This window comes from Mucilaginibacter sp. GW821-FHT07G05, from assembly GCF_059418565.1.
This window is the reverse complement of sequence record NZ_JBWKQC010000001.1, coordinates 382633-404418: the sequence shown is the minus strand read 5'-3', so window position 1 is coordinate 404418 and position 21786 is coordinate 382633. Positions and strand designations below refer to the sequence as shown.

At 41.9% G+C, this 21786-nt stretch carries 21 protein-coding genes; 4 read left to right on the top strand and 17 right to left on the bottom strand.

Going from position 1 to position 21786, the window contains the following annotated elements:
- Positions 1-40: 40 nt before the first annotated feature.
- Entirely contained in the window at positions 41-523 is a 483-nt protein-coding gene (locus tag AC07NA_RS01580) for a hypothetical protein (protein WP_494895085.1), read from the bottom strand.
- A 152-nt stretch (positions 524-675) separates the two neighbouring features.
- Between AC07NA_RS01580 and AC07NA_RS01575 the strand changes: the two genes are divergently transcribed.
- Both AC07NA_RS01575 and AC07NA_RS01570 read left to right on the top strand, forming a co-directional pair.
- Positions 676-1932 carry an Hsp70 family protein gene (locus tag AC07NA_RS01575; RefSeq protein WP_494895083.1) on the top strand — a complete coding sequence of 419 codons (1257 nt, stop codon included), beginning with the start codon at positions 676-678 and terminating at the stop codon, positions 1930-1932.
- Between the two features lie 141 nt (positions 1933-2073).
- Positions 2074-3174, top strand: a complete 1101-nt coding sequence (locus tag AC07NA_RS01570) for an acyltransferase family protein (protein ID WP_494895081.1) — start codon at positions 2074-2076, stop codon at positions 3172-3174.
- A 119-nt stretch (positions 3175-3293) separates the two neighbouring features.
- Here the strand turns inward: AC07NA_RS01570 and AC07NA_RS01565 are convergent, their stop codons facing one another.
- From AC07NA_RS01565 to AC07NA_RS01515, 11 genes are all read right to left on the bottom strand, one after another.
- On the bottom strand, positions 3294-3818 hold the full coding sequence (locus tag AC07NA_RS01565) for a hypothetical protein (protein WP_494895079.1): 525 nt from the start codon (positions 3816-3818) through the stop codon (positions 3294-3296).
- Positions 3819-3846: 28 nt separating this feature from the next.
- Positions 3847-4689 (bottom strand): hypothetical protein, encoded by an 843-nt coding sequence (locus AC07NA_RS01560; protein ID WP_494895077.1) that lies wholly within the window; start codon positions 4687-4689, stop codon positions 3847-3849.
- Between the two features lie 266 nt (positions 4690-4955).
- Positions 4956-6392, bottom strand: a complete 1437-nt coding sequence (locus AC07NA_RS01555; protein ID WP_494895075.1) for a TolC family protein — start codon at positions 6390-6392, stop codon at positions 4956-4958.
- Entirely contained in the window at positions 6385-9555 is a 3171-nt protein-coding gene (locus AC07NA_RS01550; RefSeq protein WP_494895073.1) for an efflux RND transporter permease subunit, read from the bottom strand. The genes AC07NA_RS01555 and AC07NA_RS01550 overlap by 8 nt, the downstream gene beginning before the upstream one ends.
- A 27-nt stretch (positions 9556-9582) precedes the next feature.
- On the bottom strand, positions 9583-10671 hold the full coding sequence (locus tag AC07NA_RS01545) for an efflux RND transporter periplasmic adaptor subunit (protein WP_494895071.1): 1089 nt from the start codon (positions 10669-10671) through the stop codon (positions 9583-9585).
- Positions 10672-10852: 181 nt separating this feature from the next.
- The gene (locus AC07NA_RS01540; RefSeq protein ID WP_494895069.1) at positions 10853-11227 is read right to left on the bottom strand and encodes a hypothetical protein; all 375 of its coding nucleotides are present in this window, start codon (positions 11225-11227) and stop codon (positions 10853-10855) included.
- Positions 11228-11500: 273 nt separating this feature from the next.
- Entirely contained in the window at positions 11501-12088 is a 588-nt protein-coding gene (locus tag AC07NA_RS01535; protein ID WP_494895067.1) for a proline dehydrogenase family protein, read from the bottom strand.
- Entirely contained in the window at positions 12070-12438 is a 369-nt protein-coding gene (locus AC07NA_RS01530) for a hypothetical protein (RefSeq protein ID WP_494895065.1), read from the bottom strand. The genes AC07NA_RS01535 and AC07NA_RS01530 overlap by 19 nt, the downstream gene beginning before the upstream one ends.
- A gap of 177 nt (positions 12439-12615) precedes the next feature.
- Complete coding sequence (locus AC07NA_RS01525) at positions 12616-13971, bottom strand: OmpA family protein (protein WP_494895063.1); 1356 nt, start codon at positions 13969-13971, stop codon at positions 12616-12618.
- 311 nt (positions 13972-14282) lie between these two features.
- On the bottom strand, positions 14283-15116 hold the full coding sequence (locus AC07NA_RS01520; RefSeq protein ID WP_494895061.1) for a maleylpyruvate isomerase N-terminal domain-containing protein: 834 nt from the start codon (positions 15114-15116) through the stop codon (positions 14283-14285).
- Positions 15117-15146: 30 nt separating this feature from the next.
- Positions 15147-15575 carry an OsmC family protein gene (locus AC07NA_RS01515; RefSeq protein WP_494895059.1) on the bottom strand — a complete coding sequence of 143 codons (429 nt, stop codon included), beginning with the start codon at positions 15573-15575 and terminating at the stop codon, positions 15147-15149.
- A 173-nt stretch (positions 15576-15748) separates the two neighbouring features.
- On the opposite strand from AC07NA_RS01515, the gene AC07NA_RS01510 reads away from it, so the two are divergent.
- Positions 15749-16987, top strand: a complete 1239-nt coding sequence (locus AC07NA_RS01510) for a nucleoside recognition domain-containing protein (RefSeq protein ID WP_494895057.1) — start codon at positions 15749-15751, stop codon at positions 16985-16987.
- A gap of 72 nt (positions 16988-17059) precedes the next feature.
- Positions 17060-17467, top strand: coding sequence for an OsmC family protein (locus tag AC07NA_RS01505; RefSeq protein WP_494895055.1), 408 nt, complete (start codon positions 17060-17062; stop codon positions 17465-17467).
- Between the two features lie 213 nt (positions 17468-17680).
- On the opposite strand, the gene AC07NA_RS01500 is transcribed toward AC07NA_RS01505, so the two are convergent.
- The 5 genes from AC07NA_RS01500 to AC07NA_RS01480 all read right to left on the bottom strand — a co-directional run bounded on the left by AC07NA_RS01500 (position 17681) and on the right by AC07NA_RS01480 (position 21757).
- Positions 17681-18295, bottom strand: coding sequence for a TetR/AcrR family transcriptional regulator (locus AC07NA_RS01500; RefSeq protein ID WP_494895053.1), 615 nt, complete (start codon positions 18293-18295; stop codon positions 17681-17683).
- A gap of 164 nt (positions 18296-18459) precedes the next feature.
- Positions 18460-19479 (bottom strand): transporter family protein, encoded by a 1020-nt coding sequence (locus AC07NA_RS01495; RefSeq protein WP_494895051.1) that lies wholly within the window; start codon positions 19477-19479, stop codon positions 18460-18462.
- Positions 19442-20485 carry a cytochrome-c peroxidase gene (locus tag AC07NA_RS01490; RefSeq protein ID WP_494895049.1) on the bottom strand — a complete coding sequence of 348 codons (1044 nt, stop codon included), beginning with the start codon at positions 20483-20485 and terminating at the stop codon, positions 19442-19444. Before AC07NA_RS01490 ends, AC07NA_RS01495 begins: the two co-directional genes overlap by 38 nt.
- Positions 20486-20489: 4 nt before the next feature.
- Positions 20490-21266, bottom strand: a complete 777-nt coding sequence (locus tag AC07NA_RS01485) for an MbnP family protein (RefSeq protein WP_494895047.1) — start codon at positions 21264-21266, stop codon at positions 20490-20492.
- Positions 21267-21388: 122 nt separating this feature from the next.
- Positions 21389-21757: a hypothetical protein gene (locus AC07NA_RS01480; RefSeq protein WP_345209037.1), complete on the bottom strand. Its 369-nt coding sequence runs from the start codon at positions 21755-21757 to the stop codon at positions 21389-21391.
- Positions 21758-21786: the final 29 nt, after the last annotated feature.

Here is a 21786-nt window from a genome sequence, read left to right as displayed (position 1 = left end):
CTATTCTTAAGGCAATAGAGGCAGCTGGTATAAATGCAGATTAGCCTTTACTGAATGAACCTATAAAGTATCCAATTATCAGTGCTACAACTATTAATATACACAGTATGTACTGGCGTACCTTTAGTGTATTAACCATTTTTTCAAGGTTACCTATCTGTGTTTGATTGGATAGCTTTTCGTTTTGCAGCTTCATGTTTTGCTGTTGCAACTTGGCCAGTGTACCGCCAACCTCAACACCCTTTTGCTGCTCTAACTGATACCACTTGGTGAAGCCGCCTTCTTTAAGAAACTTTTCACCTTTGGGTTTCAGAATAAGTTTTTCAGGCAGTTCATAATCGCCATGCTTGCCCGATTCGGCTATAAAACCTTCCCTGGTTAGCGCCTTAACCATGGCAAAGGCCGCGGCCTCGTCCTGATCAAAAAGTTCAAGTAATTGTAAACGCGTCAGGCTGTCCGGAATCCCGAAGGCTTCCAGCAGGGTGTCAAGCATTTCGCATTCATACTCGTTAAGGTCTGTCATTCCTGCAAATTTAGCAATATACTTCCTAATATAATATTTAGTAATATTAAGTGGATGCAATTTTCGCTAAAAGTTAATTATCGTTTCGTTCACAGGCAATTTTTCCATATTTTCGTCGCCCTTTTAAATTTTTCACTGTTTTAATCCTTGCTATGAATAACTTTTTATACGGAATTGATTTTGGAACAACCAATTCGGCCCTGGCTATTTATAATGAAGACACAAAAGAGATCCATAGCACCATTATTATACCGTCGCTTATTTATTTTTATCATCAACAAGGCGCGGGTTATGTTGTAGGCGAAGAAGCGATATCGGCTTATCTAAACGACGATATGAAAGGTCGCTTCATTAAATCGGTTAAACAAGTACTGTCAAGAAGCAGCTTTACAGAAACCCGTATCCACAATAAACGCTACAACGCGTCAGACCTCGTGGCTATCATTTTAAAGGAGCTGAAAACCCGTGCAGATAAATTGATTGGTCAGGATTGCCAAAAAGCGATCATCGGTCGTCCCGTTTTTTTCGACGACGATGATGTGCAAAAAGACACACTGGCCCAAACCCGTTTACGCAAAGCGGCCGAGCTTGCCGGTTTTGCAAATGTTCGTTTTCAGTTTGAACCTATCGGCGCGGCCTTCGCTTATGAAAAGAGCCTGGTGAAAAAAGAGAATGTATTGGTTGCCGATTTGGGCGGAGGTACTACCGATTTTACTTATTTAGTGCTCGATCCAGAAAAGGTTGGCAGTAAAGACCGGAAGAACGATATGATGGCCAATAGCGGGATTTACGTAGGCGGCGATAGTTTTGATTCCGCGTTTATGTGGGAGAAAGGAACGCCCTACTTTGGTAAGTACACCCAATATGAAGCTACACCCGGTAAGGTATTGACCGTGCCGAAATCGCTGTTTGCAAATATTTGTTCGTGGGAACGGATGAACTTCTTCAACGGCTTGCGTATCCAAAAGGACATTGAAGATTACTATTATTTTTCGGGCAAAGACAGGCTGTTTAAGAACCTGATCACGCTCATTGAAAACAACCTGGGTTATTCGGTATTCCAATCCATCGAAAAAACAAAGATCACCCTCACAAGCGCGGAGGCGGCCCAATTCAGTTATCATAAAATGGATATAGCTATTGATGAGGAAATATCTTTGGCTGATTACGGGCAGGTAATTGCAAAAGATGTGGACCGGATTGCGAATTGCCTCGAAGAGTTTATGGTGCAAAACAATATTGAACCACAAAACATTGATAGCCTGTTTTTAACGGGCGGTACTTCAATGGTAGGCAGCATTCAAAAACTTTTCAAAAACAGGTTTCCGCATGTTAACCTTAATTCGGGTGATAACTTTAAAAGTGTAGCCACAGGCTTAGCCTACAGTGGTTATTTATTTGAAGATTAAGCAGCTGCATTTAACTATTTGAGAGAAATGCTCGAAATAATGATACGTTATGATTGATTAAACTAAATTTTAAAAAGCATCTTTGGAGCGCTGTATGTGACATGCCTTGCTGTAAAGCTATTTAAAACCAATTATATAAAAATGCACGAAACAACAATTCAATCTCCCCTTCTTAAAACAAAACAACATTTCGAAATTTTAGATGGCCTGAGAGGAGTAGCGGCCATAGCCGTGGTGATCTTCCACTTTATGGAAATAGCCGTACCCGATTATACCAAAAGCTTTATCGCTCATGCTTACCTTGCTGTCGACTTTTTCTTTTGCCTGTCGGGTTTTGTAATTGCCTACGCTTACGATCAAAAACTGAAAAGCATCGGGTTAGCTACCTTTCTGAAATTACGATTGATCCGTTTACATCCATTGGTAATTATTGGGTCGATAATTGGCTTAATTGCCTTTGTTTTTGATCCGCTTAGTAACCTTTACAGTACCTATTCCGACAAGACTTTTTTAATGTTTGTTGCTTCGTGTTTAATGGTGCCTTATCCGCTTGTGCATGAGCGTTATTTTAACCTGTTTCACCTAAATCCGCCTACATGGTCGTTATTTTGGGAATATATAGCCAATGTGGTATACGCGTTAGTATTGGTGCGGATGCGTAATAAGATCACCTGGGTTGTACTGTTCATTGCCGCGATAGCCTTGTGTTACGAGGCCGTTGTATCAAAAAACCTGAGCGTAGGCTGGGGCGGTGATAATATCTCGGGCGGAGCCATACGGGTACTCTATTCTTTTATTGCGGGTATACTGGTGTACCGTTCAAACTGGATCATTAAATCGCGTATTGGGTTTATAACCATAAGCATTATGTTGCTGGCTGCATTTATTATTCCGTTTAATGATAAGTTTAATTTTATAGTTGATTCTGCTGTTATCATATTTTATTTCCCTTTCCTGATCGCGCTTGGCGCAGGGGCATATTTAGCACCCAAATTGGTAAAACTTTGTAAGTTTTCCGGAGATATCTCCTACCCGCTTTATATGGTGCATTACCCGTTCATATGGCTGTTTATGAGTTATGTAGAAAAGCTAAAACCTACCCTAAACGAAATGATATACGTTATGGCTATCGGTACAATATTACTGATCGGTTTAGCTTATGTGGTGATGATATTTTTGGATATCCCGATACGCAAATATTTAAAAATCAAGATGGACAGATCAGCGGCTATCACGAAATAGTTTCGGGGTTGATCGTCCATAATAAATAATAAGCCGCCTTATAATTATTTGTAAGGCGGCTTAGTATTTTATACGAAAATATTAGCTTTTGTAAGCTTCAATCAGCCATTTCATAATTATCACTGATGTATATCTATGGGGTACACAAATTTTAGGTACAGGAAAAAGAACACCAGCGACAATACCAAGATCATAAGGCCAATTACAGCGGTATTTATCTTAAGCCCATCCTTGCTTACTTCAAAAGTAGAATCGGAAAAGCCGGGTTGCTGGGCGGTTTCACCAACAGTTTGCTTATGGATCTTTATCGATTTGGTCATCATTCGCTCGGTGAGCGTAAACTGCTTGTACGACAGGATCAACCCTAACACCACAATAACGATCACCATTATGAAAATAACGATACTGGTAATATACTGTAAATGATACGCACTCATCTCGTGTTTCATATGGTAAACGCGCACCTTCACATATTGATCAAGTAAAAGGGAATCGCTATGGGCATTGTGCGTTAGTTCGGGCATTGATACCAGACTGCTGTCTTTTTCCTGATCTATTTTGCCCATTATATCGTCAACCAAAGCCTTAGCGCTATCAGCCTTTTGCGCCACGGCTTGCGGCACGTTCATCAAGGTGAATAACATAGCTGCTATCCATGCGAAAAGTGTGTATCTAATCTTTCTTTTGCTTATCATACCAGGCCTTAAATTGAATTATAAATTTTTCTCTTAATGCAATAATTTCCTCCAGGTTACCCGAGGGCACACGTTGCTTTTCTACCGTCATGTAGCTGGAGAGCATACCCGGTTTTATTTCTTTATCAGCGGCTAACAAAAAATAGAACAGGCTTTCATTGTATCGCTTACGTTGTTCAAGTGTGCCTTTAGCAGTTATAAGGAAAGGGAATTTAACCGGTTTTATGGAGAGTGCCGTAATACTGGAAGATTCATCATGATACTCTAAAAAGCCACTTTCCAAAAAGCTGTAGGTAACGGGATGGTTTTTTATGAATGTTGTATCGGCCAAAAAAACCTTGATTTTTTCATCTGAACTTCTGTTATAGCTAACAGTTATGATGATCTTGTTGATCTTTCCGGCGCCATCAGTTTTTACCTCGGCCAAATCCTGATAAGGTTCAAGTACTTTTCCATCTTGAAAAAAACCGAAACGCTTCAACTCAATTTGCTCCCTGATGTACATCAGTTTAATTTCTAATCCCTGCTCTTTAATTAGGTCGTTAAGTTTCTCTATTTGCTGATTGAGTGATTCATTTTCGCCAAGCAGGGCTTCATACTCGCTCTTTAAGCGCAATGCTTCATCTGCCTTATAAGCAGCAATGTTTGTTGGGGCTGCCGGTTTAAAATTAAAATCGGCATCGGTTTGGGCTTTAACAGTAGTAACACCCAGCAGTAAAATGCATGTTGTTATTCCAATAACCAATAGCGTAAAACCACTTCCAGCAGTGCAATAAACTGCCTTGCAAATAACTGATACAGAAGGTTTTTTATTGGTCATGATTACGGTGTGATACAGTAAAGTTTTATAAGTTATGTAATTACTATATAAACCCTATGAAAAAAATATTTAATATCATTTTAGTTAAATCAATCCTGATTTAAGAGCGCGCATTTACGTGGTAGTTAAACATAGTAAATAAAAATTGAGCGCATAAGCACCTGCTACAGTGAACTATATACAAATTTCATCATTTATATAAAAACAAAAAAAGGCTACCTTTTCAGGGGCAGCCTCTTATTATTAATAGGGGTATTTATTACTATTTATCTCCAGCCACCGCCTAAATTGCGGTACACATTGGTTACCGCTGTAAGCTGCGCTTTTTTGGTTTCTACCAATTCCAGCCTGGTAGCCAACGCGTCTCTTTGGGTCATCAATACCTCAAAATAATCGGCCCGTGCCGATTTAAATAGCGCGTTCGAAATATCTACCGACCTCGTAAGCGCATCGGCTTCCTGCGATTTCAGGCTGTAGCGTTTCTCCAGGTTGTCAATTGCATAGAGCTGTGTATTTACTTCAATATAGGCGTTCAATATCACCCTTTGGTAGTTATACATAGCCTGTAACTGTCTTGCATTGGCGCTATTAAATTCGGCTTTAATGGCCGCTTTGTTAATCAGCGGACCGGCAATATCACCTGCCAGCGAATAGATCAGTGATTCAGGATACCTGAACAAGTAACTCGGTTTAAAAGCCTGAAAACCCAATGCCGCAGATATACTGATCGATGGATAAAACTCTGCACGGGCAACCTTTACATCCAGCTTAGCAGCTACCAAATCAAGCTCGGCCTGTTTAACGTCCGGGCGGTTAGCCAACAGCTGCGATGGGATACCCGAATGCACAGCCGCCGGTGTCAAGTTCAGAAAAGCATCCTTAGTGCGTACTATCTCCTGCGGATAACGGCCCAAAAGCAGGTTTAAGTCGTTTTCTGTTTCCCTGATCTTTTGCAATGTTTCAAATTCCAATCCTTCGGAACTTAGTACTTCTGCCTGGAATTTTTGAACCGCCAATTCGGTTACACGTGCTGCATCCTTTTGTACCTTTACAATCTCCAGCGCGTTCTTTTGTACTGCGATACTTTGCCTTACGATAGCCAGCTGACTATCTAACGATTGCAGCTCATAATAGGCATTGGCAATTTCGGCTATCAGGTTGGTGAGCACAAAGTTTTTGCCCTCTACACTTGATAAATACCGGGTAACCGCCGCTTTTTTAGCGTTACGCAATTTCTTCCAGATATCTACCTCCCAATCGGCATAAGCGCCCAGGGTATAATCCGGCAGCGGATCAGGTACTTCCCTTCCGGGCGTGATATCTGTAGAAGCATCACCTGCACCCTGGCTGGTGTAGCGACCTGCTTTTTCAAGCCCTGCTCCTGCCCTTAAGCCAACTTTTGGTAATAACTGTCCCTGCCTTAAACCAATATCGTTCCTGGCAATTTGTATCTCCTGCAAGGTGGTGAGCAACTCCTGGTTGTTTTTCAGCGCGGTATCTATCAGGCTGATCAGGTTATTATCAGTAAAAAAACTGCGCCATTGTACTGCTCCTGTATTGGTGGTATCGGTACTATTGGCGTTGTATGCTCCCGGCAACGACTTGCTTTCGGGCAGTTGCGTAATAGCCGGAACCTTACAGCTTGCTATGGCCAGGCAAACACCGGCCACAGCAATACCTTTATATCTATTTAACTTATACATTGTTGTTATCAATTTCTTCGGTTAAAGGATTCTCATCTTCATCTTTCACAAGTTTGCGTCGTTCTGCAATACGACCGAATATGTAGTATAAGCCCGGTATAACAAATACACCGCAAATGGTACCTAAAAGCATACCACCGGCGGCGGCTGTACCAATAGTTCGGTTACCTACCTTACCCGGTCCGGATGCGAATACCAGCGGTATCAAACCGGCAATGAATGCGAACGATGTCATCAAAATAGGTCTGAACCTTGCTTTTGAACCTTCCATGGCGGCCTCCAATACCGATTTACCGGCGGCATGCCTTTGCACGGCAAACTCTACTATCAGTACCGCGTTTTTACCCAGCAAACCAATGAGCATTACCATGGCCACCTGCGCGTAAATGTTGTTTTCCAAACCTGTTATTTTTAGCAATAAAAAGGCACCGAAAATACCCGCGGGCAAAGATAGGATCACCGATAGCGGCAGGATAAAGCTTTCGTATTGCGCGGCAAGAATGAGGTAAACGAACCCTAAACAGATCAGGAAGATATAAACGGCCTGGTTACCCTGCGCAACCTCATCGGCAGAGATACCTGCCCAGCCAATACCAAATCCTCTCGGCAGGGTTTTATCGGCCACTTCCTGTATTACCTTAATGGCTGTACCGCTGCTGTAACCCGGCGCGGATGATCCGCTGATCTCGGATGAGTTGTACATGTTATGCCGCGTAATTTCGGACAAACCGTATACTTTTTCCAGTTTCATAAAATCGGAATACGGCACCATTTCGTCTCGGTTATTCTTCACGTACAGCTTCAAAATATCATCCGGCTGCGCGCGGTATTGCGGCCCCGCCTGTACAATTACCTTGTAGTTGATACCGAACTTGATAAAGCTGATCTCGTAGTTACTACCCACTAACGTGGATAGCGTGTTCATGGCATTATCAATAGTGATACCTTTCTGTTGCGCCAAATCGTTATCTACCTTAAGCATAAACTGCGGGAAACTGGCACTGTAGAAACTGAATACCGATGAAAGCTCTTTGCGTTTGCTCAGCTCCTTCACAAAATCGTTATTCACAGCTTCCATTTTCTTGTAATCTCCCGAGCCCGATTTATCCAGTAAACGCAGCTCAAAACCACCCGCGGCACCGTAACCCGGTACTGCCGGCGGCTGGAAGAATTCAATATTAGCTCCCGGAATGTCCTTTGATTTCTCTTCAAGCTCGGTAATAATTTCCTGAACCGAATGTTTACGGTCGCTCCAGTCTTTTAGGTTGATCAAACAAGTTCCGGAGTTTGAACCCGTACCTTCAGTAAGAATTTCGTAACCGGCCAAAGCTGATACTGATTGTACACCGTCAACCTTTTCGGCTATTTTTTGCAGTTTCTCGGCAATATCATTGGTGCGCTCTAAAGATGAACCCGGAGGCGTTTGAATAATAGCGTAAAACATACCCTGATCTTCATTCGGGATAAAGCCCGACGGAACGGAGTTATTGAGCACATAGATCCCGGCACAGAAAGCGATGAGCGTAATAAACGTTACCGCCCTGCGGCTTACAATACGCCCAAGCACACTTTGGTATTTACCTTGCGTTTTGTTGAACTTATTATTAAAACCATCCAAAAAGCGGTTTACAGGGGTTTTCTTCTTCGGTTTACCATGCGTGTTTTTCAATATCATGGCGCACAATGCAGGCGTAAGCGTTAACGCTACTATACCCGAAAGCACAATGGCCGTTGCCATAGTGATAGAGAACTGCCTGTAGAAAATACCCACCGGCCCCGACATGAACGCCACCGGAACAAATACAGCCGCCATTAAGAAGGTAATAGCGATAATAGCACCTGCAATTTCATGCATGGCTTTTTGCGTTGCCTTTAACGGAGATAGATGTTCTTCTTCCATTTTAGCATGCACCGCCTCAATTACCACAATGGCATCATCCACTACCACACCTATCGCAAGTACTAATGCGAAGAGCGTAATGAGGTTCAACGTAATACCGAAGAACTGCATGAACACGAATGTACCTATCAGCGATACAGGCACGGCCATTGCCGGTATTATGGTAGAACGCCAGTCGCCCAGGAAAAGGAATACCACCAGGCCCACCAATATAAAGGCTTCTACCAGGGTGTGAATTACCTTTTCTATAGAGGCATCCAGGAATTTAGAAACGTCGTAGCTGATCTCATAGTCAATCCCCTTTGGAAAAGAATTCTTCTTGATCTCTTCCATCTTCGCCTTCACATCCTTAATAACCTGGCTCGCGTTACTACCGTACGATTGTTTTAGTACGATAGCCGCAGATGCCTTACCATTCAGGTTTGAATAGATATCGTACATCGAGCTGCCAAACTCTACATCGGCTACATCTTTCAATCGCAGTATTTCGCCATTGGCATTGGCTCTTAAAGCCACATTCTCATATTGCTCTTTGGTAGTAAACCTGCCCGAATATTTTAACACATACTCAAAAGCCTGTGATCTTTTACCCGAACTTTCACCTGTTTTACCCGGAGACGCCTCCAAACTTTGCGAAGCTAATGCCTCCATCACCTCATCGGCAGAGATCTTGTAGGCCAGCATACGATCGGGTTTTAACCAGATCCGCATGGCGTAATCACGGTTACCTAAAATATCCGCGAAACCTACACCGTTCACCCTTTTTAATTCCGAAAGGATATTGATATCCGCAAAGTTGTAAAGGAATTTCTGATCCATATTCGGGTCTTTACTGTACAAGTTCACGTACATCAACATGTTCGATTCTTCACGGGTGATCTTTACCCCCTCACGCACTACCAAAGGCGGCAGTTTGTTTACTACGGAGGCCACACGGTTTTGCACGTTGAGGGCCGCCTGGTTAGGATCGGTACCAAGGTTAAAAATAACCTGTATAGAAGCTTCACCATCGTTACCGGCATCTGATGTCATGTACTTCATCCCCGGAACACCGTTTAAGGCCCTTTCCAGCGGAATAACTACGGCTTTGATCATCAACTCGCCATTCGCGCCCGGATAATCGGCTGTTACGTTCACCTTTGGCGGCGAAATGGATGGAAACTGGGTTACAGGCAATGTTGTTATTGCCAGCACACCCAAAAAGACGATCATGAGCGATATTACAATCGACAGGACCGGCCTTTGAATAAATTTATTAAACATTGAATTAGTGTTTATTAGAATGAATGATTATTCCGCTTTTAACTTTAACTGAGAGATAACCTCCTGCGGTTTCTTAAATTCATACTTGATCTTATCATTATCACGTACCTTTTGTACCCCTTCAAGCAAAATCTTGTCATTTGCCGAAATACCGGATCTAACCACGAACAAATCTGGCATGCGTGCGGCAATCTCAATCATGGTCGATCTCACTACATTGTTATGATCAACTACAAATACGTACATTTTATCCTGCACCTCATAAGTGGCTTTTTGCGGAATGATCAGCGCGTTTTTAAGCGGAACTGTCATTAATACCTTACCGGTTTCGCCGTTTCTTAGCAATTTATCAGGGTTATTGAACCTTGCTCTGAAAGCGATATTTCCTGTTTCGTTATCAAATTCGCTTTCAACAGTTTCTACATCGCCTTTATATTTAAACGGTTCGCCGTTGGCTAAAAGCAGGCCTACTTTTTTGTCGCCACGGTCTTTAACATTGGTTTCGTAGTTCAAATATTCAGGTTCAGATACGTTGAAGTACGCGAACATCTGGCTGTTATCTGAAAGGCTGGTAAGCAGTTCGCCTTCATCTATCAGGCTTCCTAATTTTAAAGGAATGCGGTCAATCATACCATCAAACGGCGCTTTTATCTCGGTGAATGCCAGGTGCATTTTAGCCAGTTTGGTTTCGGCTTTTGCCTGGTCAAGTTTAGCCTCGGCCAGCAGGTATTCGTTTTTTGATACGATATTTTTATCGAGCAGGGTTTTGGTATTCTGCACTTCTATTTGTGCCGAACGGGTTTCGGCTTCGGCCTTTTGCAGTTCGGCCTCGAAAGCCTGCGGCATGATCCTGAAAAGCGGCTGACCGGCTTTTACAACCTGGCCTTCATCTACGTAAATTTTTTGCAGATAACCTTTCTCCTGTGCACGCACTTCAATATTGCGTACCGATTTTATCTGCGACACGTACTCTTTAGTAAAAGAGGTATCAATTTTTAACGGACTTGTTGCAGTGTACGTACTGGTTTCTTCGGTTTTTTCTTCTTGGTTTGACGCACAGCCTGTGATGTTGTATAACAAAACACACAAGGCAACGAACATTACATTCCTCTTCATTGTATTATAAAAAATATTAATTTGATTAGATAGCGGGCCGCCAAGGGCCAGTGGGGATTGTTAAAAAAGCATCAGTTGCAGCACCAGATAACCCGGATTGCTAATTGTAAAAGATATTGCGTGTACACACGAAAGCAGTACGATGACCGTACAACATGTGAAAACTGATGCATTGTTATGCTCAGATTCTTAAAGACCGTAGGGTAATATACCTGTATGAGGTGGGGGTTGATGACTTGCTATGATATAACGGGTTGTTATATACAAACTGATCTTCACTTAAAAAGAGCAGCGATTGAAAAAATACAAAAGGAGATTTAACCGGTACCAGGTATTTTCTGAGCGAGGCGTTATCGTTATTATCATCATCTTCAATATCGATAACGTATTCGTTTTGCTCACTTAAATTGCCAACACTGTTGTAGGTAGCATTATTATTTTTGCTATTTGCCTGAACGCGACTTACCCTTTGGCTGCTGGCAACCTTATGGTGAATATCATGCGCGTTTAGCGATAGCTGGCACAGTGATAGTAAGAATATGATGATAAGTCTCATGCGTTGCGCAAAAATAACAATGGGTAAACGAGTTTACATGTGCTAAAACGCACAATTGGTCATAATATTGTCAATATTTATGGCTGCTAAAACAATTAACCTGAATTATGCCGAATAAGCAGAGTGAACTCATGGATATATAAATTAAAAGAAGCTATCTCAAATTGCGAGATAACTTCTTTCATTGATAAGTAAAACCGGGCATAAGCGGCTTACTTATTTAATATATGCATGCATCTCAATAATCACAATGATGAGAAAGCCGTTAGTACATCATTCAACAATATCTGCCAATGCCTGAAATAAATTCATAGGATATTCTGCAATCCGGTTGCATAGATATAGGTACCATTCTTTCCCATAAACAAAATACATTTTGGCGGGATGGCCTGCATTTTTTAATGCGGTTAACTGTGGTGTTTGTATACCGTAAAGGCTTTCAAATTCGTACAGGTTTTTATCTGCCTGATGGTTGCTGATCAATTTTTTTGCTTCCTGTTGAATTTCATGATGATGCGTAGCTATCGAGCATTTATGCTTGGCAGCCAGTAACCTGTCAACATATCCTAAATAAACGCTGTCTAACTCCGCTCCTCTTAGTATTGAAAGGCCTTTTTCAGTTTCAAAAGCACCCTTAACTATTCTTATTCTTCCGGGAATGTTTAGCAACTCTTCTAAATCATCAACCGACCGGTACAAGTAGGCTTGTAAGGTTATTGATAAATTGGTGTGTTGTTTTGCGGCTTGCTGATATACGCTTATGATGTTATCTGTTTGGTTGGTACCTTCGGCACTAATAATTACTTCAATATTTCCGGCCGCAGCTGCCTCGCATATTTGATTTAAATTATGTAAGCACAATCGCGTGAGATGCCTAAACCTATATGCGACAGATCGAGCGATACGGTGCTGTACAGGTTTTGATTGATAATTTGGTGGCATATCGTAATAAATTCGGTTGTTGCTTCATTAGCTTCAACTTCAGTTTTTATATTTTCACCCATGTATTCCATGGAGCATTTAAAACCATTTTTATTCTCCGCAATTACTTTTGCAATGGTTTCGTCTAAGGTTTCGCCGCCTATATAACGGTTGGCAGCTTTTTTAACTGTTTTGAAAAGTAATTCGTTACCCAATAAAAAATCTTTTGCCTCCTGGTTCAATGCGGCTTTTCGTAATGCTTCGGCACCTATATTCAATAAATTGTTCATGTTGTTAAGTTGAAAGATCAAATTTTGCGATCCTAATATAACAAGACGTTGAATTGGTTAATGGTGATACAATAAATTAAATATATAGGTCGCCCTTCCTACACATAAAACAGAAACGATCCGCTCCCGGCATGGAGCAGATCGTTTCCTGATTGTTTATCTAAACTGTTTCGGCTATTAATATAGAGTAAACTCTACACGGCGGTTTTGCTGACGACCGGCAGCTGTTTTATTAGTGGCTATCGGTTGGGTTTTACCATAACCTGTAGCTTCTATACGTGATGCGTTTGCACCTTTGCTTACTAAGTAAGATTTAATTGATTCGGCACGGTCTTTCGATAACCTTAAGTTCAAATCTGCTGAACCGGTGTTATCTGTGTGACCGGCAAGTTTCAGACTAAAGTTTTTGTCAACCAATAATTGAGCTACTTTATCTAAACTTGGGAAAGATGTAGGGCGTATAGTTGCTTTACCTAAATCAAATTCAAGATTTTTGATAGCCTCTTTTACTACACGTTTGTCTTCTTCAGTTACATAAACCTTCACTTCTGGCTTAGCTAACGGGCAACCTGAACCATCAACCTTAGTACCGGCCGGTGTGTTAGGGCATTTATCGTTTACGTCAACCACACCATCGCCATCGCTATCGGTAGTCAGTTTTGACAGGTTGGCGTTGGTAGCATCTAAATCAGAACGTAATTTTTGATTTTCTGCTTTCTGCGCGTCAACTTGTGATTGTAACCTTTGTGCTTCCCACAGGTATTCGGTACGCATTGAGTTTACCGGGTTATGTGTTGCCAATTGTGGCTTTGATGATTTACCCAGGGCAAATTCCAAACCTACGTGAGCGTAAGAGAATTTATCGTTAGTAAGGCCGTATTTGTAACCGTCAACATTGTTGGCGTTAACAAAATTTACCTGGTAACCTAAATCAAGGTTAACTGCCGAACCCAGGTTGATTTTGAAACCGGCACCTACCGGGATAAAGAACTCACGAAGATCTGATCCTGCTCTTTCTGAAGTACCATCGGCAAGTGTTACTGATGGTCTGTATGCTAACACACCACCACCTAAACTCAGGTAAGGTTGTATAAAGCCCTGTTTGTGTCTCCAGTTGATATTTGCTAACGTAAAGTTACCACTTAAAGCCGCCGACCAGTTAAGATCTGTTTTAAAGCTTGTAGGGGTATTGCCTAATGGATTGGTTTGACCAACGGCACCTTCTAATTTACCCCTGAAGAAATCGGCCTGTATACCGAATGAATGAAGTATTTGTTTTTTTACATAAGCACCATAGCCAATTTGCTCGTGCGGACTTTTAAAATCCTGGTTGTTCATGTTACCGAAAATGGTATAAGGTGACAACATACCACCATGTACACCTATCGACCATGTACGAAAAGAACCGCCGCCCGAGAATGGCTGAACATAGTTTGAAGAATTATTTGTTGTATCGGCTGTTTGCGCGAAAAGTTTACCACCCATCAAAATACCGGTGAGTATTAGTGAGGCTTTTTTAAAATTTGGTTTCATATTATTAATGTTTGATATATGCTTTCGTATATAGTGAAAGCTATACAGCCAAAGGCAACATTAATGCCACGTAACCCTTATTGAATTTCGCCGCAGATGAGTTTATAGTTAAGTACAGCTCCAATAGTTTAACATAATTTAACATTAATGTACTGTATTGCAGTGTGTAAGTATGGCAATTGCAAGATTGGTAATATTAATTTGAACAATCAATCTCAATAGTCAAACACATACATAATTATGCACTTAATAATATACAGTTTGTATCATTTATGCGAGATTTGGTTACACTTTTTCACAAAACCGTGAAGTTAAGCCATTACCGAAAGAGTACTAAAGATGTTTTTTGTAAGCGAAGAATCGCCCGTAATAATCGCTTTCCCCTCTGCTACTGCTGGTGTGATACCTTTGGTGAAGAACTGCCAGGCAGTATCCGGATCAATAGTAACAGATGCATCGGGTGTGGTTGCAGTTTGTTTGATGAGTTGCCAATTGTCGATTGCCTTTTGCAGGTACCATGTCCCGCCTGCTTCGGTACTTATGGTGATGGCTATAGTGGTTCCCGCATCGGCCTCAACCTCGCGGTAATTGTACGGGATGCCGCGCATAAAGGTATCCATACAAGGGTAAAATAGCTCCGGAGTAATAATGCCGGGTTTATTTACCGAATGACGGATCTGTTGCTGATGGTGCCACTTTTCGGTATACTCGCGTGCTGTATGAAACCAGTTAGTTGATTGCTCCTCTCCTGCCCAGCTCACCGCGTATTGCGCAGACGCAAATGGATCAAGCGATGCAAAGTAAGATGTGTATTGTTCGCCGGTATCAGCCAGCATGCTTATCAACTGTTGCGGACTTACCCTATCCATCGCTTCTACAAAAACAGCGTTCAGGTGGTTGAGGTAATTTACGAGGTCGCGGTACGAATTGATATTTTGCGGAGGTTTGCCGCTGTATTGATGTGCAGATGATATTACACGCAGGTTACCGTCGAGCAAGTGGGCGGCGATATCTTTTACCGTCCATAATTTGGCAATGGTAGGTTTGCGCCATTCTTCGTCGGTTAACGATTTTAAAAGATCAATGAGCAATCCATCCAATACCGGGAACAAATGCAGCGTAGGTATAGGGACATGATTGCTCATCGATGAAATTCTTTTTTCGGTAGTAAAGAATTATTCGGCCGGGTGGATGAATACCTGCCATTTAATTTCGGCACCGGCTTTTTCTAAAGTCGCAGCTACCGAACAGTATTTATTGATAGATAATTCGGCGGCACGTTTGGCTTTGTCTTCGTCGATATCGCCATATAAATGAAACTCGATATCAACGTTTTGCCATAACGAAGGCTCTTTGCCCGCTTCGCGGTTGCCGTTGATAACCATTTTATAATCTTTAATATCCTGGCGTTGTTTCTTCAATATGCTGATCACATCAATGGCCGAGCAGCCGCCAATACCCATTAAAAGCATTTGCATAGGGCGTACACCAAAATTTTCGCCACCGCTTTCGGGGCTGCTATCCATGTTTACGGAGTGTCCGTATTCGTCACGTGCTTCAAAACCGAAATCGCCATGTACACGTGAAAGTTCTATTTTAGGCATAGTAGTATTATATATAAAGCTAAGTTATGAATTTGCCTTGCATTGCCGTGCAGGTAGGTATTAAAAATGATGTTACGCTGAATTAATAGGTGTGTGCTTTAGGCACTTTGAAGTTATGATTATGATTTATCAGTAAAAAACAATTATCTTCAAATCCTGAACAACTCTCAAATATGGCCCTCAATTACATCTGGATCGCGTTTTTTGTTATAGCCTTTGTAGTGGGGCTTATTAAACTCATTTTTTTAGGCGATACAGAGATATTTCAACAGATGGTTGAGGGAATGTTTAACTCTTCCAAATCATCGGTGATGGATATAGCATTGCCTTTATTAGGTACTATGGTTTTGTGGTTAGGTATTATGAACATCGGCGAAAAAGCAGGTGCTATTAATTTTCTTTCACGCATAGTCGGGCCTTTTTTTCAGCGTTTGTTTCCGGGAGTACCTAAAAATCACCCTGCCACCGGGCAAATGATGATGAATTTTTCGGCTAACCTTTTAGGGCTTGATAATGCCGCTACACCACTTGGGTTAAAGGCTATGGGCAGTTTACAGGAGCTTAATGAAGACAAAGAAACAGCCTCCAATGCGCAGATCATGTTTTTGGTGCTGCATACTTCCGGCTTGCAAATATTGCCGGTTACCATTATTGCCCAGCGGGCTATTTTAGGCGCTGCCGATCCTACTGATGTATTTATACCCTGTATTATAGCTACGTATGTAGCAACCTTAGTAGGTATGCTTGCTGTGGCTATTAAACAGCGAATTAATTTGTTTGACAGGGTTATCCTTTTATGGCTCGGCGGACTTACCTCATTTGTTGGCCTGTTGGTTTGGTATTTTACTGCTTATTTGGATAAAGAGCATATCAGCCTGGTATCAAAAGTGGCCAGTAACCTAATGTTATACATTATTCCTGTAATATTCATTTTAGGTGCGCTCCGTAAAAAGGTAAATGTATTTGATGTTTTTATTGAAGGTGCTAAAGGGGGTATCGAGACATCATTAAAGATTATTCCTTATCTGGTGGCCATGCTTGTTGCAATCAGCGTTTTTCGCACTTCCGGGGCGCTTGATTATATTAACGATGGCGTTAGGTGGGTATTTGTTCAGTTTAAAACAGATACCCGTTTTGTGGACGCCATGCCTGTCGCCTACATGAAACCGTTAAGCGGCTCGGGTTCAAAAGCCATGATGATTGATACCATGAAGACATTTGGTGTAGACAGCTTTGCAGGCAGATTGGGAAGTATATTCAACGGTTCGGCCGATACTACCTTTTATATTGTAGCGCTTTATTTTGGTTCTGTGGGCATCAAAAAATCACGCTATGCCATACCCGCCGGTTTGCTGGCCGATTTGGCCGGTGTAATTACCGCCATTTTTGTAGCTTATTTATTCTTCGGATAGTTATAGATCAAAAACCGGGCTCATCACACAAAAGCAATTACTATGTGTTGAGCGTAATTAACAGTTTACAAAATGGACGAATTCAAAGAATCAATACTTACCTCAAAAGCCGTTATAGGCCGTACGCAATACCAAACTACAGTTAGCGGCCTCAACCATACCATATTAGTTGATGAGCCTGCTGACAAAGGCGGTACCGATACCGGCATGGATCCATTTTCTTTACTGCTGGCCAGCCTGGGCAGTTGCACTGCTATTACGCTGCGCATGTATATTGAACGCAAAATGTGGGTGGTTGATGAAATAACCGTTGACCTGGAAATGTTTAAAACCGGCAATGGTACACTGATAGAACGTAAACTACAGTTTAGGGGTGAACTAAAACAGGAGCAGATTGACCGCCTGGTTGATATTGCCGATAAATGCCCTATTCATAAAATATTGGAAGGAAATATCAAGATTGATACTTCGGTTATTTGAGATGGGTATAAAAAAATTCAGGCCGGGAACCACCCCGGCCTGAGCCAATCACTCTAAAACAATCACCTCTAACCAAAAGAAGTATCTTTAAAGTAATTATATGTTGAATTATAATTACTGACTATTTAAATATGATGGTCAAATATACAAAAAAAATATTTTAGTTGTTTAAACAACAATTATATTACCTATAACTGACATTGCGATGATAAATTATCTTAAGCCTTTAATAAATATTTCGGCAAGCAATAATCTTTTCTGATGAATATCCTCGAGGTGCTCCTTATCAGGAAAGGCCACTTTTTTATGCGAAGACGAGCACATGCGTACCCCGTGCAGGGCATCAAGTAATAGCTCTATCAGGTTTTCGGGGTGTTTGGTGAGTTTTATAGAGCCGCTATCTGTTTCCTGTTGTAAACTGAGCATCAGCATTTCTACTTCTTTTTTATGAATGAGCGCTAATATATCCCAGATCATATCAGGCAGGTTCTGCTCGTTGATCCTGAAAAAATCGAAGAAGTTATAGTTCCTGGCTACAAAGTTGTGTTTGGTATTGATCTGGTAGAAGAAGGCCTCTTGCAAGTTGACAAAAGTACCTGAACGTTTTTCGAGCAAATAGATATAATCATTAGCCAGTTTGCGCATTACCTCCACGTATAGCTGGCTTTTATCAGGGAAATAATAGTACAACAAAGCCTTCGACATGGCAAGGTCGCCGGCTATTTCGTTCATCGTAGTTTTCGAATAACCGTAGTGTAGAAACCGGCTATGCGCGGCCTCAAGTATCTTTTCTTTTTTCGTATCCTGCTGATCTATAACTGTATTCATTTATAATTAATATGATAAGATATATAAATATAGATGTTTAGCCGTCAAAAGCTGACTTTTTTGTCAAAAAGATCAATGTTTAAAAATGAAGCCATGTACTATTTGTACATGGCTCCGGGTATTATTCATGATGTATGGAAAGCAGGTTCTCTGCTTTGTAAAAATTAATTCAGCAAATAATACAACTGGTTAAAATTATAGGTAACACCAATCACCACTCTGCCCGATGGCTGCGGATGATCATCGGCCGCGGCCCAGGCTTTAGTTTGCACCGCAAGGTTGAAAGTGATATTCTTCACAAATAGATCCACCCCTATACCGCTCATCAGGTTATTCATTACGTGTTCGCCGGTACGCACGCCACGGTATTTTTCACCCCCCGAATATTCATAAGCCAGCTGCGCTGATGGCACCATTTTTACCGTATTGGTAATACCCACATTATAAAACAGGTTAAGGTAACCTGTGGTGCTGTTAGCTATACTTACCCGGTCGGCGTTTTCGCCGTTTACTTTATAGGTACCGCTTAAACTTACACCCGCTTTTTTGTATCCGGCCATGTAGTTAAAATACACAAAACCATCGGTGCTGCCGGTGCCGGTTTGGCTAAGCGTGTTATATTTAATACCCTCAAAGTTTTCGGCATTGTATTTACCCGTAGGCAATTTAATACCCAGGCCAACTATCAATCGCTGGTTAATTACCTTCCTGTCCAGCTTTCTTAGTAAATGATAGCCTGCGTAAATATTAATGTCGCCCAAACCTGCAAGGGTACTGGTGTTACCGTTATATTTTTCGGTATTAGATACATAAGGCACAATAGCGTTGATCTCTAACCTGCGGGCTGCAAAATAACGGGCACGTATTTCAGTAGCACGGTATACTTCGTAGTCGCTTGGGTTACCCGCGTGGTTAGTAATCACCCCGTTACGGTTAGCACCTGCCGGAAAGAAACTTGCACCCGCCGGAAAGAACGCGTGCTTTTGCCCCAGGTAACCGTTGAATGAGCGGTAACGGTGTATCAGTGATATACTACTTTGGTTATCATAAGGGGTAATCCCCATAAAGCAACCGCATATATCACAGGCCTTTGCGGTTATGCTGTTTAAAAATAAGCTTGCGCAAAGCACTAATGCAAAGCGAAACTTATTGCTCGGCAAACCTTTTGTCGTGTATGAAATCATTATCTGTTAATGTTTTTAAAAATGCGATGATCTGTGTTTGTTCGGTTTGGGTAAGCGGGATGCCCGATACGCCATTCTTCTTTAATTCGGCATCCAGGTTTGGATTATTCTTAACGCCCGAATTGTAATGTTCCAGCACCCTTGTAAGCGTATTAAAGCGGCCGTCGTGCATGTATGGCATAGTTACTTCAATATTCCTTAGCGTTGGTACACGGAACTTGCCTCTGTCCGCCTCGTTTTGTGTAATGCTGTCGCGGCCACGATCTTCACTGTACAGGTCAAGACCATTAGACCTATACGACAGATCGGTAAACAAAGGTTCCTTGTGACAAACCGAACATTTTTGAATGAACAACTGGTAACCCGCTTCCTCGTCTGTGCTGAAGTCGCCGCCTGTTTCCTTACGGATATGCTTATCGTACTTTGAATTAGCCGAAACCAGCATCGACATAAATTGTGTTAATGCCCTGAACATTAATTGCGACGTAACTGTGGATGTACCGAATGCCTTATTGAACAGCGCCGGGTATTGCTTGCTTTTATTCAATACATCAACCACATTGATTAGCGTATTGGCCATTTCGCAAGAGTTAGTAAGGGCGTTAAGCGGCGATACCTCGATGTTGCGTACACCGCCATCCCACATAAACTCTTGTTGCCAAACCAGGTTAAACAGCGGCGGCGTATTGCGCGTGCCCAGGCAATTATCTACACCGTGACTAACCGAATGATCAAGGTTGGCAAACGCCGCGAAAGGCTGGTGACAGCTGCCGCATGATACCGAACCATCGATGGATAAACCACTGTCGAAAAAGAGTTTACGCCCCAGTTCAAAGCCGCTTTTTGTTACGGTGTTGTTCTCGAATGAGTAAACCGGCTGTGGAAAATTTGATGGCGCCACAAACCTGACATCGTCAGGCTGTGGTGCATCATTACTTCCTTTTCGGCAGGCGATAACAGCAATTAAAACAAGCAGTATAATGATAACTGTTGATTTACTGTTCATCTGCCTAATTATGAATATGTTCTACAGTAATAAAACTACTCGCGTAATTATCGGCCACAATTACCGAATTAGCCCCGCCCATGGTGAAGTTTAAAGCGGCAAAATCAACATCGGCCTTACCGGTGAACATGGTAGCCGCGTTAACAGCGAAATGCACTTCTGGCTTACTGTTATCGCGTACACGCAACAAGTTACCTCCGAATGTTTGGGTAGCGGTACGTATAGTATTAGTAGGTGATTTTGCACCGCCAATATGGAAAGTTAACGTATTACCTTTGGCTGTCGACTGCGGCGATGTACCCTCAAGCTTTACAAAAATATAACCGCTGCTCCATGCCCAAAACATGCCATGAGCGGGATCTAAAGCGTTGGTTTGGGCACCTGCAAAGTTGCGCGCGCTATCCACGCCTATAGTAAAGTTAATGGCTTTATAATCGCCCGCAGGGATGCCCTCTAAAGTTTGAAAACGGCTTTGCGGTTCTGAAGCGTCCATTAACAGGTAACTTTCAGGTACTTTGTAGGATGAACCATCTTCCTTTACCAATGAAATATTGCTTACGTAATATTTAAAGGTGGTGATGTTGTAGCTATCGCCGTGGGCATTTTTATAGGTTTCGGTATTTAATACCAATGGCTCCTCGCCTACCAGATTCTCAAATTCCAGTTGTACTTTACCCGTACCGCTTACAGTTGGTTCGGCATCGTTGCTTTTGCTGCAAGAGGTGTATATAACAGATGTAATAGCGGTAATTACCAATAAGATGTATTTATTCAGTTTCATGATTTTTTAATAAGAAATAATAATAGACGCGTGCAGAGAATTACCACAGTATGGTAAATTCCAACACATAGTAATGCCTGCAATTAATGCGGCATCAACAAAAAATAATGGGGAGAAACTGATTATGCCCGCGGAGGCTGAAAGATAGTAGCTGCATGCTGCGGAAGTGCAACGGATAGGTAAGGCGAATTAATTTCCTGCAATAGTTTTGCAGTGAAATTGAACCGGGTGCCGGTGTTCACAAAAGCTTCCTGAAAATGGTTCTTTTGCGATTCGCGCTCCTGGCTTTTTTCTTTCTCTTCTGCTTGTTTGATTTTTTTGGCCAGGTAACAGCGGCCATTACAATGCATCTGAGGTTTATCGCGGTTTTCGCACAGCGTGGCAGCTATGTACTTTTTGTTTAGCTCATAACCCGCATACACAAACAACCTGGTGAAGTTGCTTATAAGCAATGCGGTAATTAAAGTTATGGCTATAAAGCTGCGAAACATATTGGCGGCAAAGGTAATTGCTGAAGCTT